The organism is Segatella copri (assembly GCF_019249765.2).
Taxonomy (GTDB): domain Bacteria; phylum Bacteroidota; class Bacteroidia; order Bacteroidales; family Bacteroidaceae; genus Prevotella; species Prevotella copri_K.
Map to the genome: position 1 here is coordinate 998,856 of NZ_CP152484.1, position 19,078 is coordinate 1,017,933.

Annotated in this window: 12 protein-coding genes; all 12 read right to left on the reverse strand. The window is 40.4% G+C overall.

Annotation, left to right across the window (positions count from 1 at the left end; translation table 11 throughout):
• Positions 1-38: 38 nt before the first annotated feature.
• The 12 genes from KUA46_RS04440 to KUA46_RS04495 all read right to left on the reverse strand — a co-directional run bounded on the left by KUA46_RS04440 (position 39) and on the right by KUA46_RS04495 (position 18,971).
• Positions 39-656, reverse strand: a complete 618-nt coding sequence (locus KUA46_RS04440) for a sigma-70 family RNA polymerase sigma factor (RefSeq protein ID WP_006846726.1) — start codon at positions 654-656, stop codon at positions 39-41.
• A gap of 102 nt (positions 657-758) precedes the next feature.
• The gene (locus KUA46_RS04445; RefSeq protein WP_218486506.1) at positions 759-3,746 is read right to left on the reverse strand and encodes a PD-(D/E)XK nuclease family protein; all 2,988 of its coding nucleotides are present in this window, start codon (positions 3,744-3,746) and stop codon (positions 759-761) included.
• Between the two features lie 76 nt (positions 3,747-3,822).
• Positions 3,823-7,035, reverse strand: coding sequence for a UvrD-helicase domain-containing protein (locus KUA46_RS04450; protein WP_218486507.1), 3,213 nt, complete (start codon positions 7,033-7,035; stop codon positions 3,823-3,825).
• A 72-nt stretch (positions 7,036-7,107) separates the two neighbouring features.
• Positions 7,108-9,234, reverse strand: coding sequence for a DUF5686 family protein (locus tag KUA46_RS04455; protein WP_218486508.1), 2,127 nt, complete (start codon positions 9,232-9,234; stop codon positions 7,108-7,110).
• A 64-nt stretch (positions 9,235-9,298) separates the two neighbouring features.
• Positions 9,299-10,171, reverse strand: a complete 873-nt coding sequence (locus KUA46_RS04460; protein WP_006846722.1) for a sigma-70 family RNA polymerase sigma factor — start codon at positions 10,169-10,171, stop codon at positions 9,299-9,301.
• Positions 10,172-10,287: 116 nt separating this feature from the next.
• The gene (locus KUA46_RS04465) at positions 10,288-11,958 is read right to left on the reverse strand and encodes a GH25 family lysozyme (protein ID WP_256624977.1); all 1,671 of its coding nucleotides are present in this window, start codon (positions 11,956-11,958) and stop codon (positions 10,288-10,290) included.
• Positions 11,955-13,304 carry a tRNA lysidine(34) synthetase TilS gene (gene tilS / locus KUA46_RS04470; RefSeq protein WP_218486509.1) on the reverse strand — a complete coding sequence of 450 codons (1,350 nt, stop codon included), beginning with the start codon at positions 13,302-13,304 and terminating at the stop codon, positions 11,955-11,957. The genes KUA46_RS04465 and tilS overlap by 4 nt, the downstream gene beginning before the upstream one ends.
• A 34-nt stretch (positions 13,305-13,338) precedes the next feature.
• Positions 13,339-14,082, reverse strand: coding sequence for a 3-deoxy-manno-octulosonate cytidylyltransferase (kdsB, locus tag KUA46_RS04475; RefSeq protein ID WP_117586658.1), 744 nt, complete (start codon positions 14,080-14,082; stop codon positions 13,339-13,341).
• A gap of 174 nt (positions 14,083-14,256) precedes the next feature.
• Positions 14,257-15,495: an ABC transporter permease gene (locus KUA46_RS04480; protein ID WP_117694876.1), complete on the reverse strand. Its 1,239-nt coding sequence runs from the start codon at positions 15,493-15,495 to the stop codon at positions 14,257-14,259.
• Positions 15,496-15,600: 105 nt separating this feature from the next.
• Positions 15,601-16,377: an ABC transporter ATP-binding protein gene (locus KUA46_RS04485; RefSeq protein ID WP_117586656.1), complete on the reverse strand. Its 777-nt coding sequence runs from the start codon at positions 16,375-16,377 to the stop codon at positions 15,601-15,603.
• A gap of 11 nt (positions 16,378-16,388) precedes the next feature.
• A complete protein-coding gene (locus KUA46_RS04490) occupies positions 16,389-17,570 on the reverse strand; it encodes an efflux RND transporter periplasmic adaptor subunit (RefSeq protein WP_153083121.1) in 1,182 nt (393 codons plus the stop codon).
• Between the two features lie 66 nt (positions 17,571-17,636).
• A complete protein-coding gene (locus KUA46_RS04495) occupies positions 17,637-18,971 on the reverse strand; it encodes a TolC family protein (protein ID WP_153092439.1) in 1,335 nt (444 codons plus the stop codon).
• Positions 18,972-19,078 lie beyond the last annotated feature (107 nt).

Below are 19,078 nucleotides of genomic sequence, written 5' to 3' on the forward strand. Positions count from 1 at the left end.
GATTCACCCTCCTTTTTGTTTTTACAAACTATTGCGAGTTACCTCTTGAAGTAGTTTCTCAATGCCTGGTGGCGGATACTCCTGTTCAATCTGCGTATGGTCAGATTTCGTATCTGGCGAACTCGCTCGCGTTTGAGCCCCATATCTTCAGCAATTTCAGCCATCGTTTCTTTAGGAACACCTATACCATAGAATTTGGTGATGATTTCTTTCTCTCGTGGCAATAAATCTGCAATGCTTTCTGCCATTTTTTTCTTCATCATTTCTATATTCAGGGTATCATCTGCAATCTTTACATCCGGATCGTTTAATATATCTAATAGGGTATACGGATTGTTTGCGCTTAGTGGCGCATCTACAGATACAGCCTTGTCTGCGTTTCTTGGGGCAAATTTCTTCTGGTCTTTCGGTAAACGATAAAGTCCTGATTGCTTATCGATGGCCTGTGATATAGCCTTATGAACGAATGGACCGGCATAAGCCACAAAATCGGTGCCCCGGTCGGCTTGGAACTTTCTGGCTGCCATAAGCATTGCCAGAGTTCCTTCGCTAACCAAGTCATCAAACTCAACGCCTTTACCTTTATACTGGTTGGCTACTGATTTTACATAGTTTAAGTTCTCACTAACTATCTTGTTTATTTCTTTTTCTGTCATACTCAATAATTCTTTTTGCAAATATACATAGAATAATTCAAAAAAGCAAGTATTTTGCTCATTTTAACCAATCATTTTGGTTTCCACATATTATATATGTTTCTATGACTTGCATAAAGCTGCATATGGACAGTATTCGCAACGATGCTTATCATCTGTAGGCCGGAATGGCTGGTCCCTGTCAAAGATGTTGGCGATGAGAACTTTCAGTTGTTTCATAAACTCTTCTTCGTATACATCTATGCTACTGATGAGTTCCTTGCCCATTTTTAATGTCGGATCATAATCTTCTGCTCCCGCATTTTGTATAAACAGCAAGCCTGGAGATACGGGCTCTTGAGCCGGATTCAGATTTCTGTTGTGTCTTACAATAATCGAGTAGAGCATAGATTGTAAATAATAATCTGTATGCTTGTTGAGCATGGATGGATCAAACACTTCGCTCAGTTCTCTTGGACGTGTTGTTGAAATACGTCCTGTTTTATAGTCTATTACGCGGATTCGTTCTGCAAGATTATTGCCATTTGCATGACCGTTAGCTGCAACAGCGTCCAGTCGGTCGATAAAACCTCCTATTGACAGAGATAAATTGCCGATACTTGTTTCTACTTCGACGTCAGTTTTTACAACCAACTCTAATCCGAGTATGGTGAATGGAGCCTGTCGCATATCTATCGTGACTAGTTGCCGGATATACCTTGCTATTACTTCTTTATTGATCAGTTGCAGACCATTATATTTTGGACGATACCCTGCAGCGCTAACTTTAAAGAGTTCTTCTCTGAACGCCTGATCTACCAGGCGATAAACAAGCGATTCATCTTTTAAGGCTTGCTCTAATTGCTCTTTTGATACAACGATAGGACGAGTCAGTTTGAGTTCTCCTTTACCGTCGGTTGTCAGAGCATCGCTGCTTGCTAATCCCAGATAGAACAGTTCTGCTGCACGATGGAATATATTTCCAAATACTTTGTTGTCTACTTCGTCCTCATCAATTTCATCTGGTTCAATCAGTCCTTCTACATATTTATAGTAGAATTGCTTTTCACATCTCAAATAGGTATTCAAAAATGTTGGCGTAAGCATTTTCAAATTCTTGAGCTGGCTGAGCGCATGCTGTTTTTTCTCTATTGGTTCATAAGTAGGACGCAGTGTGTTTTGTCCTGCGACCAAAGAAAAGCGCTTGATGTCATGATGGCTTTCTACCAGGAGTTGTAGCATAAAACGGCTCATCTCACCCGATTGGCCATCTTCTGTTGCGTTATTGTAACATAAAGTGATGTCGTGTGAGCGTTGGAGCAGACTGTGAAAATAATAGGCGTATATGGCTACTTTGTTATCTACCGTAGTCAAGCCATATGCCTTTCTCAGTGAATAGGGAATAAATGAAGCATCGTTTACTCCTTTCGGCAGTTTCCCTTCGTTGCATGAGAGTACTAAGATATGCTCGAAATCCAGATTTCGAGTTTCCAATACTCCCATTACCTGTATTCCTTCTGCAGGTTCACCATGGAAAGGAATACTTGTTGACTGGATGAGCTGTTGGATGAGTCGTTCCAGAGTGATGCAGTCTACTGCTAAGTCTCCTGTCTGGATGAGTTCTTGCAGACGGTTCAATAAGGTATAAGTCCTGAAGAGCGATTCCTGGAATAAAGGATCGTCCTGTTCTTTACTGTTCACACCTATTGTCTTCAAAATATCCAGCAGATACTGGATGAGTCTCAAATTGTATTCATTTTCTGTTGCAGTCTCACCCAAATCTTTGAAAAGCAGTGACAAACCTTCATCACCATCCATGCTTAGGAATTGGCGGGTAGGATAGAACTGCTTCTGCTCGTCAAGAGCGCTCAAGAGTTTGCTATAATTTTGAGAAATATAGCGTGTGTATGGATGACGGAGCACCATGAGTACATTGTGTAAGCGATAGTTGTTACTATGCTTGGGATGACCTACGCCCTGCAACTTGATGAGCTGTTGCAGCAAACTGTAGAATGGTGTCTGTTGAAGCGGATAGCCCAATGTTATATTATATGCTAACTTGTCGTTCTCAGAATAATCTGGCAACGACTTGATGTCTTCGTTTGTAGGAAGACTATGTATAACACTTTGCAATAATCCTTCATCGGCTAATACTATAGCCACTTTTTTTCCATATTTATAGCGTTTCTTTTCTTTAAGCCATTGGTTTACATAACGGGCCTGTATGTTTTCAGTTGATGCCGAAATGTATGTAATGTCTTTATTGTTATCAAAGTTATGATAAATTTCACGAAGATCATGAGGAGGCATATCATTCAATTCGTTAGGATAATATTTGAGATATTCACGAATGTAGTGACCTGCCTCATGATTGTTTTGCATATAATAGTCATCGTAGTCCCAATAGAAATGTGCTTTACCCTCTTTCATCAAGCGGTCGCAGAGTTTCCGTTCTACTACTTGCATCATATTAAATCCGACAAAGAGATATTTCTTGTGTTGGAATTTGATATTTTCATCATTTACAACTTTCCGATACAGAGCCCCCTCATAAGCCAATCCTTGTTCTTCAAGACGCATGTTGAACTGCTTATAGATATCAAGAAAATGGCTCCATAATTGTAGAAATCTCTTTTTGAGTTCTGAGTTGTGATCATCGTTGAAATTGCTGAAAAATTTCTTAATCAGCGTTTTCTGTTCTTCTGTAAGATATGAGATGTCATCAAGTTCATGTATATTGCTAAGATTGGCAAAGAGTTTTTCTGCTTCTGCCATGTTTTTATCAATATCGTCAAAATCTGTGATAAGAAGTTGTCCCCATCCATAAAAATGGTCTAGGGTCTCATCAATACCAGTGCAGGCTACGAATGTTTTATGTAAATCGCAAACAAGTTTGATTGGGTCTCCAACTTTCAATGTGCTATGTTTGCGAAAAAGGTCGCTGATTGTTATGTAAGATGGCGACCAGATAGGGTGATCAGTCAAACGGGCCAGACTCTCGTTGAGGAAAAGAGCGGCGCGTTTATTTGGAAACACGACGGCAATGTCGCTGAGATTGTTTCCATATTTCTCGAGTATATCTCTTGCTACATATTTTAAAAATGCTTTCATATCTTAATGGACTTTTCAATGTTTGCAACTGTTCTTTATGTTGCCCTACTTTTGGGAAAGGGGCAATAGAACCATATTATTTTATTACTTCAACTATTCTGTTAGGGTATACATACCATAGATAACCTTTTACTCGGTGATGTCCCATACTTTTTAACAAGCCGATGTATTTTCTAACCTGTTCATGGTGTTCTACTTTCTGTTTACCGAATTTGAAGTCTACCACGATGGTTTCATTTTTTGAGTTTTGCATTACACGGTCTGGACGGTATTCAGCCACTTTTCCATTTTCAACTGTCAGGATAGAACATTCATTTAGTATGGTCAGTTCCTTATCAAACCATTTTGCGACCTTTGGTGATTCAAGTCTTTTCCTGATCATCTCCTTTATTTTCTCTGGTGTGAGGTCTTGATCGTATAAAAGTCCGTCTAACTCCAACTGTTTCAGGGCTCCATCAATATCATCAACCGTGCGGATTGTAGAAAAGAGGTTGTGCAAAATGGTACCCATTTTGATATAAAACTTCTGTTGCTCTTCAGTTTCATCACGCTTTATAAAGTCACGGCTCTGGTTACTTTGTCTGAATTCTGGCATTTCAGGCGTAACATTTATTTTAATTTCTAAAGGTTGAGAATAGGCTGAGAGCACGTTTGTATCCTTCTTCTCGTTTGATTTCTTGGAAGAATCAGGTACATATATTTCATTATAGCAGAAAGATATGTCATCTGTTTTGGCATCAGAACCTATTCCTGTTAACTCCATCTTTACATCATTAGCTTCAAGTCGGCTGGCTACCTTGTCGAGTACAGATTCGATAATGGCAGAACGATATGCACTATTAGCTCGTTTGCCAATTACAATCAGGTTGTGACTGGCACGCGTGAAGGCTACATAAAGCAGATTCAAATTGTCGACTATGTTTTGCAGATGTTCATGATTATAATCTGCTTCATATATACTTTGCTTCATCAGTTTAGCACTGAAATCTATAGGTACAAGTGGAAGCTCGTTGTATGGAGCTTCTTGCGGTGTGCACCAGATCGTGTTGGCTTTTTCTAGTTGCCAGTCACAGTAAGGCATGATAACATGATCGTATTCCAGTCCCTTACTCTTATGTATAGTAAGGAATCTGATACCTCCATCGCCATCGCTATGAATGCTTTTTTCGTGGATACGGTTATCCCACTCTTTCAGAAATCCAGTGATATCACTACTGTTATCTGTGAGATATTTACTTAAGCAATCATAAAAAGTACAGATGTAGGCAGTTTGCTTGATCATGTCTTTTATTTCGCCAAGTTTAAGTTCTGCAAAAAGGCGTTCTGTGAGATCGAACAGTGGCATTTCCAGATACTCAGAACGATTGGTCAAAAGTTGTTCCGGCATATTTCCAGCTACAGAATACGTGTCACAAAACTTGTTGAGAGTTGCTAATGCAATATTGTCATTTGGGTGTACCAGTATGTAGAGAGCGTTAACCAATGTGCATACTGCTTGGGAGGCATCCAGCCTGAATGCCTCATCTGAAACCAACGGATAGTCGGAATGGTTCATAAAATACTCAGCAATGTCCTGTATGTTACGGTTGCTTCTTACCAGGATTGCTATTTTGTTGCAAGGAACACCTCTTTCAACCAACTTGTCTACAGTGTCCAGTGTGGTTTGCATCATTCTGTCTTCAATATTTTCACCGCCCAGGAGCTGAATACTGATAGAACCATTAGGAACAGAATGGTGGTCTGGTACTTGCTGGCAGACATCGCTATATGCGCTTTCCAGCTGTTTACATTCCTCAGGACATTTATCTTTCAGGTCTTCAATCTCCAACTTTACTGCTTCTGTGAAAAAAGCATTGTTAAACTCAATGATGTTTCTATCAGACCGGTAGTTGGTATCCAAAGTTTCTATGCTTACTTTTTTCGCGCTTTTATTAAATTCTTTATCAATATTATTGAGCAGTCTCCAATCGCCGGATCGCCATCTGTAAATACTTTGTTTTACGTCACCAACAATAAGGTTACCTGCATTTTCTCTACTCATGGTTTCTTCGAGCAGCACTTTAAAGTTCTTCCATTGTATTGTACTGGTATCTTGGAACTCGTCAATCATTATATGGTCGAGTTGAGTGCCAATTTTTTCAAAGATGAATGGCGAATCGCTATCCTTTATCAGTGAGTTGAGCAAGGTCTGAGTATCGCTCAAAAGGAAACGGTTTGCCTCTCTGTTCATCTCCCTGACTTTTTTATCTATGCTTCCCAAAAGGCGGAGCTGATTAAGATGCTTTATGGTCAGATCGGTACTTTTGAAGATTCGGGTGAGTCTTGGACGATTATCTTCTGCAAACAGCAGGATAGGGTAGAGCACCGATTCTACATAATTGAAGATATCAGTACAATTTTTTACATCAGATTTTTTGACCCATGCTTCCGGACTTTCCCGACATTTACAGAAAGTATCATTATGTAGATCATCATCACTGTATTTGCCATTTTTCAGCTTGTTGAAATAGCTCCAAATACCTCTCGTTTTTCCAGCTAAGTCGTCTGCCGTAAAGCCTTCTTCTTCAAGGGAATCGAAAAAAGTAGCAGCAATTTCTTTAAGCTGTTCTTTTGCCTTATTGCGCATCTTTTTCATTCGGTCGGTAAAATCCTTGAAGAAATCTTCTTGTTCCATCAATTCTGTCAGCTTGTCGGAATGAGCTTTGTAATAATCCTTGAATATGTTCTCACCGAATTTCTTGATCTGTCCTATGACATTCCAACTCTTATCATCATCAATATTTTCTTTGATATAATCCATAATCCAGAAAAGTAGACGATCGGTATCTTCAAGACTTTCTATAAGTTCATCAACGGCATGCTGTTCTATTTGATAGTCATTGAGTTCTATCCGTAAATTGGCAGTCAGATCAAGTTCACGTGCTAGATTTCTCAATACACTCTGAAAGAACGTATCGATGGTCATAACCCGGAAATAGTTATAATTATGTATGAGCAAATGCAGGGCTGATTCTGCATTTTTCTGAATTTGTTTGGATGAAAGATACGGTAAAGCCTGCTGTATTTGATTTACATAATCGTTTGCTTCTGGTAGTCCGTGTGCAATTTCGTATAATTTTCCTAAAATACGCATTTTCATTTCTTCAGTAGCTTTGTTGGTGAAGGTTACTGCAAGAATGGTTCTGTAGGAAGCAGGATTAGCTATCACGAGTGTCATATACTCGCGAGCCAAAGTAAATGTTTTACCTGATCCTGCACTTGCTTTATAAACAGTTAGTTGTGAACTCATATTTTGTTTTTTTTTATGATGTTATTGATATTGTGCCCTAGAAATCATGTTTTATCCATGCTTTTATGAATATTACCAATCTCTAAATAGTTCAAAACCGAAGCGACAACCTATGCCATTAAACTTCGTGTTTTTGAAGGCTGCAAAGAATCCTAATGTAATAGCTCTTGTTGTTACTCCATATCCCCATTCTGTATATGGGTGTAAATGGTTTACAACAAGACTGCTTACATACAGACGCTCTGCTTCTATATATTTCCCAATCAGGGGGAGCCATGCAGTTGCAATCATGGGAGCTTCATAAGTGAAATTTCCGCGAACGTAATAATCACTGGCATTATACCATTGGGATGGCAGTAATTCGAATTCTCCACTCCAGCTATCATTCCAGCCTCCAGGAATATTGTCGTCATGGAAATTGGTATAGTCAACGAAGTCCCAATGATCACCTTTGCGGGTATAAAAGCCAGCTCCTAATCTTATAGAATATGATTGACGGCGTGATGCTTGAAAAATAGTTTGTGCATCTGCTTCTACCCGTTCGTAGTCTATGTTTGAACCTAGTAGGTTTTTCCATCCCTTTTCATAGTCTATTTTAAAGATAGAGCCTTTCTTACCCCATGGTAAGAGTTCTAAAGCTACTGCTGGTGCTACTGACACATATTTGCTTGGATAATTAAACAGTTTATAGAAACTTTCTACTACAGCTTTTCGTTGATGTGAAACCAAGCCAATCTCAAAACCGACATAGTCGTTGAAACTCCAGTGGTTAGTAAGACGAAGGTAATCATCTTTAAACTCTGTCAGTTTTCTGTTGTTTGCCTCAATATCTGTAGAAATTTCCGGTAATGACAATCCTGGATATTCTGAGAATAGTGGATATAGAAAATCGTTATCTTCAGGTTTGCTGATGCCTAACATCTTTCGTGCAACACGATTATTCGATATTCTATTACCATTACCGATTTCTAACTTCAGATATCCATTGTGCTTCTGGTTATAGTTGAATGTCAATGGTATATTGAAATAAAATCTGTGTTGTTTCATACTGTAACCACCTTTAAAGCGAAGCCCCAATTCCAGATTTTCTGTAAACCTGTAGCCACCCTTCAGGTCAAACTTGTATACAATTCCTTTTCGCTCGGAGTATCCCATATAGAGTGGGTTGAGAATAGGACTGATACGGAAGTAGCCTTGGTTTTGTTTTCCGAAGCCTTGAGAAATCCTGTTTAATACATTGTCACCGATAACATCCCAAAGTATGTCTTTTGCAAAGTTTTTCTCTGGTATGTTGTTATTCAAGGAATCTGTTATTTGTTTCCTTTTTTCGTAGAATTTTCTGTATATGTCAGCCTCATCTTGGTTTAACTCAATAGGGCGCACTTTTGCCATTAATGCAGTATCGGCTACATTATTGAGTGAATCACTTAATATTTTCGGCAGTCCGTATACAGTTGTATACATGCCCGTTATCTTGTTACCCATAAAACTGAAGTTGGCTCTCATGCTGCACCTTGCAGGAGAAAGTGAACCAAATCCGTCTTTACCCATAATAATAGAGATATAGAAACGGGTCATATCATATTCGCCCTCAAAGTCTACCATGCTTATCTTGCCGGTTTTTGAATCAACAATGGCACGTGCTTCAATAACTTGGGTGTTTTTGAGACGTGGATATACGTAGACTTGTGCTTTGCCGAATGGTAATTGGGTGACGGCATATTTATAATATCTGCGATTCTTATAGTGGAAAGGAGAAAGAATATTAGTTTCGAAAAGTGTTTCTCCATATACCGTTGGAGTCATGTATTTCAAAACTGATGACAATGTGTTGCTTCTATGCGGAATGGTGCTTATGTTCAGCAAACGCTTGGCAACTGGTCTGCCATTTGCGTCTAGCGTCATTTGGTTATAAAACTCGCTGATGAATCTTCTGCCACCCCCATGAGCCACCGCATACATTGTCGGTACTAGCATGAGCGTTGCATTACGTTTGTTTGTTTTGATTTGAAATTTAGTGTAGGCATAACTCTTGTGCTCAGCTCTACCTGTTGTGTCAACAGATTGTGAATATTTAAATACCAAACACATCACCGAGTCACTAAAGGTGTCTCTCGGTGACATTCTTCTTGCATTTGCTGCAAAAGCCATCATGCAGAAGATAATCGTCAAAATGATGTGTGTTTGATATTTCTTCATCTATTATGAGTTAAGATGTTACTTGGCAGAAAAACTATGCCAAATATTTTGGACTGCAGCTTTCCTAACCAAGATATTTCATAAGGATTCCTATCTTCCCGGATTCTCTCAGTTTGGTGATGCTTTTTTCTCTTATTTGGCGAACTCGCTCACGGGTCAGCCCCATTTTATCACCAATTTCCTCGAGTCCCTTTTCGGTTTCCCCAATTCCGTAGCATGCGCAGATAATTTTCAGTTCGCGATCCTTGAGACAAACTTTTAAAACCTGTCTTAGGTCTTGTGCCATACTTTCATGGTCAACCTGCTTGTCTGTTCTGGCATCGTCTCCGCTTGCCATTACATCTGCCATAGAGTTGTCATCGTCATCACTGAATGGAGCATCGATGCTTACATGATGACCACTGGCAGCCATGCTCTGAGAAATCTTGTCCTCGTCAACACCCGTTCTGGCAGCAAGTTCTTCAACGCTTGGACGACGTTGGTTTTCCTGCTCAAACTTATTAATTTCCTGGTTTACCTTATTGAGTGATCCTACCTGGTTGAGAGGAAGTCGAACAATTCGGCTTTGCTCTGCTATAGCCTGTAAAATACTCTGACGAATCCACCATACAGCGTATGAGATAAATTTGAACCCTCGTGTTTCGTCGAAGCGTTCTGCAGCTTTGATGAGTCCGATGTTTCCTTCGTCAATCAAGTCTGTCAAGGTGAGTCCCTGGTGCTGATATTGTTTTGCTACCGACACCACAAAACGTAAGTTGGCTTCAATCAACTTATTTTTTGCTCTTTCGCCAGCTCTACCTCCCTTGCGGATAGCTTGAGCCAATTCTATTTCTTCATCAATAGAAACCATAGGGGCTCTACCTATCTCTACAAGATATTTGTCGAGGGCTTCACTATTACGATTGGTTATACTCTTTTGTATCTTAAGCTGTCTCATTATCTTTCCTCTTAGTTACACATTGCACAATTGGCGCAAAGATAGTAAAAATATTGATACACGACTAGAATTATAACTTACTTTAACGTAATTAACCTAACTTACTCATTTAAAGGTTATTTTACGGTCTTGTTCTTTACAAAACTTTGAAAAGCGTCATCGTATCCGTTAAACACGTTGATGTCTACCTCTCCATGTATTCCTGCAACTCTTCCGTCGGGGCAGAGTTGCCAATATACCAATCGGATGTCTGGTTTATACTCTCCATATCGTGCAATCCAAACCTGGTAGTTATGTTTCAGATCGGGAGCCTTTGGCAGATAGCGATTTACGAAAGTTTGGCTGATGTAAAGAATAGGCTTAACACCAGTTGCTCTCTCTACTATTCTAAGCCAAGTTCTAATGCGTGCAAACAATACTCCAGACCCTCCCATTTTCTTGATTTGACTAGGAAGCGGTTCAACATCAAGAACTGGGGGAAAATCGCCTTTCCTAATGATACTGTGTTTCAGAAAGTGTCGTGCTTGTTCGGCGGCAGGTGTTATGGTGGTAAAGAAGTGATAGGATCCAACCTTGTAACCATGTGCTTTTGCATCACGATAATCTTTTCTATAATAAGGATTTAACAGCGATTTACCTTCTGTACTCTTGATATAGATGAAGCGAATCGGGAAGTTTACTGTTCCTGAAACTGTCTTTTTGCTGAGGCGGCCAAGATGTGTAATGCGTAAACGGTTCCAGTTGATAGCATATTTTTTTCTTCCTTTTCCATGCTGGTATTTGCTCAGATCAATGCCATAAATACGTTCCGATGTATATACGAGTCTTTCGCCTTTATAGCGGTCATTTTTCCATTCGCCTATTCGTAAAGGCTTCTTGGGAGCAATGCTGAATCCGAATCCTTCACGTTTCCCGTTTTTCCAGTAACCTTCATAATAGGTTCCATCGTATCCTTGCCAGCATCCATGACCGTTTGGTTGATAGATACTGTCAGTTGTACCCCGATAATATCCTAGAGAATCAGGTAAGAGGGTGTAATCAATAGAGCGTCGAAGTGTGGCTCCATGAGCTGTTGCTAAAGATGCTGCAAGTTGAGGTGAAATAGCTTTAACCCCTTCAGGAGTTGTTTCTGAGGAAAGTTGGAATGTGTGGCTTCCTTGTGCAGTTTCTCCATTCATTGCTTTGATGAGTTTGCATGCCTGACTCTTCCATTTTCCGTTCTCGTCTCTATAATAGGCTTGATATGAAATGGAGCGTTTCAACTTGAAATGTCCCTTTTTCTGTACATGTTTTAGGGAATCAATCAGTTTCTTGGCAGAATCGCGTAGTTCCAGTTCGTGTTGGGTATAAGCGCAAATAGAGTTGTAGCCTGCATCCATGACAGAATGAGAGTGAATATAATAGTTCAGTTCTCCAACTTTCCATTTGGAGTCTCTATACAAACTGTCTAAAGAATCAACTTTCTCTTTAAAGATGCTATCCGCATCTTTGCCAAGATAGTGATTCCGGCTGATGCTGTTGTTGTAGCAGGCGGCAAGTCTTCCTTCACATGAAGGAATCAACGCCCAACGGTTCATAAAGTTGGCAGCCAGTGTCGTAGTGTCTTCGTCGAACCGGAGTATTGTTTTTCCATTTTGAATTAATTCGTAGTGACTGTATACTTTTATGTTTGCTTTTGCCTTGTTCACTCTATCACTTGATGGGTTCAGACAATAATAGCTCCATGTGCTGGCGGCAGCCAGCAGAATGAGAACTAAACTTGTGATATATAATATTTTCTTTTTCATTTGATGATGACCTCCAATATTTTCTTGGTGGCTTCGGTAATCTTTGTTTTTTCAGACGTACGTTCGCCGATAAGCCAGATGATTTCACCTTTACTATCAGTTAATACATGCTGTGTCTTCTTTTGTATATAGTCAAATTTCTTATCGGTCATATAGTCACTCAACAGTTTGCTACCCTTCATGCCGAAAGGTTGAAATCTATCTCCTTCTTTTACCAGTCGGTAGGTGAGGGGAAAGCTGACTTTTTCAGCATCCAAAGTGATACATTGCGATTCTTTGCTTGGCATGAAGTCACCCATATGCGAGAAGATTCTTATCTTGATTTGGGTTCCTTCGTCCATGTTGTAAATGCCTTCTTCTGGCAGTCGGAACGCTCTTTGCTCCTGAATGTTATTCAAGTCTTTTATATTAGAGATCAACAGCTGTTCTCTGTCGATGACTATCATATAGTCTTCGTTTTTCCAGATTTTACCGACACCACGATCCTGACTGAAGAGGCTTTCACAGATGTCATCAATGACATTGCCATGAAAACCATATCTGCCTAATTCTTTATGGAGTATGAATTCCGGACTTACAGCATTCATGACAGATACTTTAGGGATATATATAACTTTCCTATAAGAGTCGGTTGTACTGATGCTATCCATGCTCTCAAGTATACTTTTCGCTTGGCGTATGTATTTGGCAGAGAGAGCGATATTTTCACTTGCTGCCGGGTTGATACTTTCTAAAAGAGGTACTACATGATGGCGAATTTTATTTCTTAAAGCATCGTCTTCCAAATTTGTTGAATCTGTGACAAAATCTTGCTTTTTTTCTTTTAGGTATTGCAATATATCCTGTCGGCTGATGCAGAGAAGAGGGCGCAGAATATTTCCGTTTTTGGGGGCGATGCCTGCTAATCCGTCTACTCCAGATCCTCTTAACAGATTCAGAAGTAAAGTTTCTACATTGTCATCGCGATGATGGGCCACACAAATGCCTCCTGCATGCAAGTCTTTTACTAATTGGGCAAAATAGCTGTAGCGTAAGTTGCGTGCAGCCATTTCGATACTTACCTTGTGCAAATGGGCATAAGCATAAGTATCAAAATGGATTCGAGACAAACTGATTCCCTGTTGTTTGCACAGATTTACACAAAATTGCTCGTCTCTGTCACTCTCTTCGCCGCGGAGGTGAAAGTTACAGTGCGCAGCAGAAATATTCAGTCCTATATTTTTCAGGATAAGCAAAAGGGCAACGCTATCGGCACCTCCGGACAAGGCAACGATATATGGTGTTTGCCACTTGAACATACCATGGTGAATAATATATTTTTTGACGATATTTTCAATTTTGTTCATTCTGCGGTACTTTAAAAGTATATGATGTTTCTTATTACTTTCTGTTTTTCAAAAAGTCTTCTGCCCGCTGCAAATCTTCTGGCGTGTCGATGCCTACAGTTTCAACATCTGTAGTACCAACTTTTATCTTGTAGCCATTCTGCAGCCATCGAAGTTGTTCCAGGCTCTCTGCTATTTCTAGTGAGCTTTGTGGCAGTTTGGTTACCTCTTTTAAAACTTCTTTGCGGTAAGCATAGATGCCCAAATGTTTCAGATAAGGAAAACTCTTGAGCCATTCTTCCTCTTCCTTTCCTCTTACGTATGGAATGATGCTGCGAGAGAAATACATAGCAAAGCCTTGATTGTCTACAACAATCTTTGGACTATTAGGATTTTTTACAGCTTCCATACTGGTAAAAGCTTTTCCTAAAGTGGCAATTTGGGTTGTTGGGTCATCAAAACACTGGCAGATGGTTTCCAGTTGACTCTTGTCAACAAAAGGTTCATCTCCTTGAACATTGACAATGACATCCCAGTCTCCACCAATTTTTTCGATAGCTTCTTCTATGCGGTCAGTACCGCTCTTATGATCCTTGCGCGTCATAACAGCTTTACCGCCAAATGCTTCTACAGCATTGAAAATTCGCTCATCGTCTGTTGCAACATAGGCTGCTTCTAGACAACTTGCTACTTTCTCATAAACATGCTGTATCACTGGTTTGCCATCTAACATGGCAAGTGGCTTTCCCGGGAAACGTGTTGATGCGTATCTTGCTGGAATAATTCCTATAAATTTCATAATCTTCTATATTTAAACCTGTTTACTATTTAATTCATGCGATTCGTTTAACTTCAAATAAAAAAAGTTGCACTTCCGCAGACGCAAAAGTACAACTTTATTTTGTATTCACCAAAAAACTTTTTGTTTTTTTTTGAAAAACCTCAGAGAATATTTTATGTTCTCCCCAATTTTTTATTCGTATCTGATAGCCTCGATAGGGTCGAGCCTTGCTGCCTTCTTTGCAGGATACCATCCAAAGAAAACGCCAGTAAATGTACAGACTGCAAAACTCATAATAATGCTCCAAGGCTCTATTTGGGTGGCTATATGGAAGAAAGAGTTCAGACTGAGCGATAAACTAACTCCCAATATCACTCCTATAATGCCGCCAGTTACAGAAAGTAAGATAGCTTCTATCAGAAACTGGTTCAAAATATCAATACCTCGTGCGCCCACACTCATTCTAAGACCTATTTCGCGGGTGCGCTCTGTTACAGATACATACATGATGTTCATGATTCCGATGCCGCCTACCAGCAGCGAGATTCCTGCCACGGATCCGAGCAGGATGGTGATTGTAGACATGGTAGAATTCATCATGCTTGAAATTTCCTCTTGTGAGCGGATATTGAAGTCATCTTCATCTGCTTCAGTAGTATCTGTTGCGTCTTTCAATTTGTGGTTGCGTCGCAATATTTCTGTAATCTGATCTTGGGCAGGTTGAGAAGCCTCTTCGGTGATAGCTGAGCAGACGATGCCTCCTAAATAGGTTTGTGCCATAATTCGCTTCATTACTGTTGTATAGGGGGCAAGTACCAAATCATCCTGGTCCATACCCATACTATTGTAACCTTTTTTCTTCAAGACACCGATTACTCTGAATGGAATGCTGTTAAATCGCACAACCTTACCGATAGGATCACTGCCATCAGGGAAAAGATAGTCAACTACTGTCTGTCCTAAAATACAAACTTTAGATGCAGCCTTAATGTCTGTATCAGTAAACATTTCTCCATCTGCCACCTTCAGTTGTCGGATGGAAAGATAGTCTTGGTTTACACCATAAATGGAACTTTGGGTGTTGTTGTTTCCGTAGATCCACTGTCCGGAACTGTTTACAGTAGGAGAAATAGCTGAGATATAATTACATTCGTCTTTGATGCTCTGATAGTCGGCTTGCTTCAGCGTCTCCATTGACGAAGCATCCTGTCTCACACCGCCACGCATGTCTGCACCTGGTGAAATCATAATCATGTTTGAGCCCATCTCTGCGATGTTTGCCTTGATGCTGGCTTTACTTCCTTGTCCGATGGCAAGCATGGTAATAACCGCAGCAATACCGATGATGATGCCAAGTGCGGTAAGGAAAGAGCGCATTTTGTTGGCAGCAATGGCGCGGATGGCTATTTTGAAAAGATTCTGATAATTCATTTTACTTGTTGTAATGTTAAATGTTAAAATGTTAAGTGTTAAATGAAAACTTCGTTTGCTATTGGATGCTAAGTAATTTAACATTGAACACTTAACATTGAAAACTTATTCGTCCGTGTTGGCCGGCAAGGCTGCCAGACCTTCGGCTGCCGAGAGAATATGTTCGTTATAGGTGTCGCTGATGATGTGACCATCACGCAGTTCGATATTACGACTCGAATAATTTGCAATGTCTGGGTTGTGGGTAACGAAGATGATGGTTCTTCCTTCAGCATAAAGTTTTTGGAAGAGTACCAGAATCTCGAAACTGGTTCTGGTGTCGAGATTACCCGTTGCTTCATCAGCAAGTATCACAGCGGGGTTGTTGACCAACGCACGAGCTATTGCTACTCGCTGCATCTGTCCTCCAGACATCTGATTACTCTTATGATAGAGACGTTCTCCTAAACCAACAGCTTTCAGCGATTCGATAGCACGTTGCTTTCGTTCTTCTGCGCTTACGTTCGGGTTGTACATCAGTGGAAGTTCTACATTTTCTACACTTGTAGTCTTCGGTAGAAGATTGTAGTTCTGGAAGATGAATCCAATCTTTCGGTTTCTAAGAATGGCGCGATCATTACGTGACATCTTTCGTACGCTTACTCCATCCAGATAGTATTCGCCACTGGATGGGGTATCGAGACAACCTAGCTGGTTCAGCAGGGTAGATTTACCTGATCCTGATTTACCCATGATGGTAACAAACTCACCTTCGTATATTTTAAAGCTTACACCTTTTAGAGCGTGGACAGTTTCCTCACCCACAAGAAAGTCGCGACGAACATTGTCGAGTTCTATCACAACTTTCTTTTCGCTGTTTGCTTGAATATTGTCGTTTGCCATACTCTTATTTTTTATTTTTTCTTTCCTCTAGGTCCAGGACCGCTAATCAAACCTTGACTTTGCTGAGGCTCCTCATTCTCTTCAGGGGTATTAACTATGATTTCAGTTACAATCTTCTGTCCCTTCTTCAAACCCTTGATAATTTCAGTATGTATACCATCGCTCTGACCGATGGTTACAGAATGAGCTGTAAGGGTATTGTTAGCAAGAGTCCAAACTTTGTTCTTTCCTTTGCAGTCAACAATCTTGATATTCTTTCCCACAGTTTCCTTGGTTGGAGTAAAGCGGAGTGCTTTGTTGGCAACGGCAAGAATACCAGCTCGTTCTTGTGTAAAGATGGTAACATTTGCAGTCAGTCCTGGTTTTAACTTGAGATCTGCGTTGGGTGCAGAGATGACAACCTCGTAAGTGACTACATTGTTTGTTGTAGTAGCTTCCAGACGAACCTGTTTTACTGTTCCCTGGAATACATCGTCAGGGTAAGCATCTACTGTAAAATTAACGCGGTCGCCTTCTTTTACACCGCCTATATCTGCCTCGTCAACATTTGCAATCACCTGCATGTTGGTCAGATCTTTAGCGATAGTAAAGAGCTCTGGTGTGTTGAAGCTTGCTGCTACGGTCTGTCCTTCCTCTACGCTTTTTGATATGACAGTTCCATCTATTGGTGATGTAATTGTAGCATAGCTCAGGTTGGTTTGGGCTTTCTGTACATTTTCCTTGGCCGAAGCTACTTGCTCTTTCGCCTGGCGATAGGTGAGAAGCGCATTTTCATAATCGTCAGCACTTACCAAACCTTTCTTATAGAGGGTCTGGTAGCGGCTCATGTTTGCACTCTGATAGTTCAAACTGCTTTGCGCACTTGCCAGGTTAGCTTTGGCAGTATTCAACTCGCTCATCAGGTTGGTTTTGTCGAGCTCAGCTATGACTTCACCTTTTTTTACCTGCGAATTGTAATCAACATAAAGTTTGTTTACAATACCACTCACCTGTGTACCAACCGTTACAGAAGTTACCGCTTCAATAGTACCGGTTGCAGTTACACTATTCTGCAATGTTTGTGTGGTTACAGCTTCCTGCTTGAAGTCTATTTGCTCTTCGTTTTTACTTCCAGAGAACAGCCATGCTGCCACAGCCACGATGATTACCACAATCATGGCAATCCAGATTTTGCTGATTCTAAGTTTTTTCATAAAAATGTATGTATACCTATTAATGATTTGCAATATGTTTTCGGATGTTAATACCAATCTTTCTCTTTAGATTCTGCCGTTTTGGTAGAATTTCAACATGTTGATATTCAGAATGGTAAGATACTTTGCCTGAAGTTCGTTCTGCTTAGCCTTCAGAAGATTATCTTTGCCAGTTCTCAATTCTACGATGTTCTTTAATCCCAGTTTAAACTGCTCACTTAACAGATCGTAGCTTGTTTGGGCACTCTCGCTGCTCACCTTGGCAGCCTTAAACTGGCTTTGGTTTGTATTAGCCTGCAACCAATAGTTTTCGATAGTAGAGTAGAGCTTAGTTTGCTCATTCTTTATATCGAGCAAGATGCTTTCACGCTGAATGAGTGCTTTATTGACAGAAGTCTTGGTCTGTCGGTTATCAAAGAGAGGAATACTGACACCGATTCCACCACCCATGCTGAAGTTGGTTTTCATCTGACTGCCCCAACCGTTTTTGTTCATGGATGTGGTGCTGGTCGTAGCTCCTGCATTTGCGCTGATGGTTGGCAACTTTCCTGCCTTTGCAATCTTGATGTTCAGATCGTTCTGGTCGAGTTTGTTTTGGTAGCTCAAAAACTCAGGGCGATTCTGAAGCGCAGCTGTATAGACACTGTTCATTCCTGGGATAGAGGCCAGAGCCATCTGGTCAGTTGTGCTTGGAATAGCGATGTCGAAAGCTTCTTCACTGGTAATCTGCAGGAGTTCCTTCAACTGTCGTTTATAGTTTTTAACGTTACTTTCAGCCTGCACGATGTTAAACTCATCTTGTGCTCTCTGTGCTGTAAGTTGTGCTAAGTCTGCTTGGCTCATCTTGCCAATTTTTACCATTTCCTTACCACGCTCTTCGTTTTGAACACTCGACTGATAACTTTCTTTGTTTACGTTGATAGCCTCTGTAGAGTAGAGTATCTGTACGTAAAGTTGAGCTATCTGTTCTTGCAGGTTGAGGGCTTGTGCTGTCGAATCGAGTTGTGCCGCTTCCTTTGCCAGCTTGTTCAGTTTCACCTGATTTCTGTTTTTGTTTCCGTTCCAAATCGTGTAATTGCCCATCACGCTATAGCTGCCATTGTAATATACCTTGTCGATGGAAGCTTTGCTGAAACCTTCTCCACTGATTCCATTAGAAACCCAAGGCGTATAGTTTACACTTTGATTGGTGCTGGCAGAGAGCGATGGCAGAAGCGCTGACTTTGATTGCAGATAGTCCTCCTGAGCTGAAGCTTTTGTGAGTTGAGTCTTCTGCAGTTGAATGTTGTTAGCCAGTGCGTAACTGATACAATCCTGCAGTGACCATTGCTTAGCTTGTACAGCGATAGGAGCCGACATGATGAACAGCGCTACCGCCATGTTTTTTAAACTTGCGTTCATACTCTTTTTACTTTTTGTTTTCATTTTTACAGAACTCTTTGCATCTGTTCTGATTAAATGTGGATTAATGTTCTTACTTTCCATAATTGCAAATCTTAATAGGATAC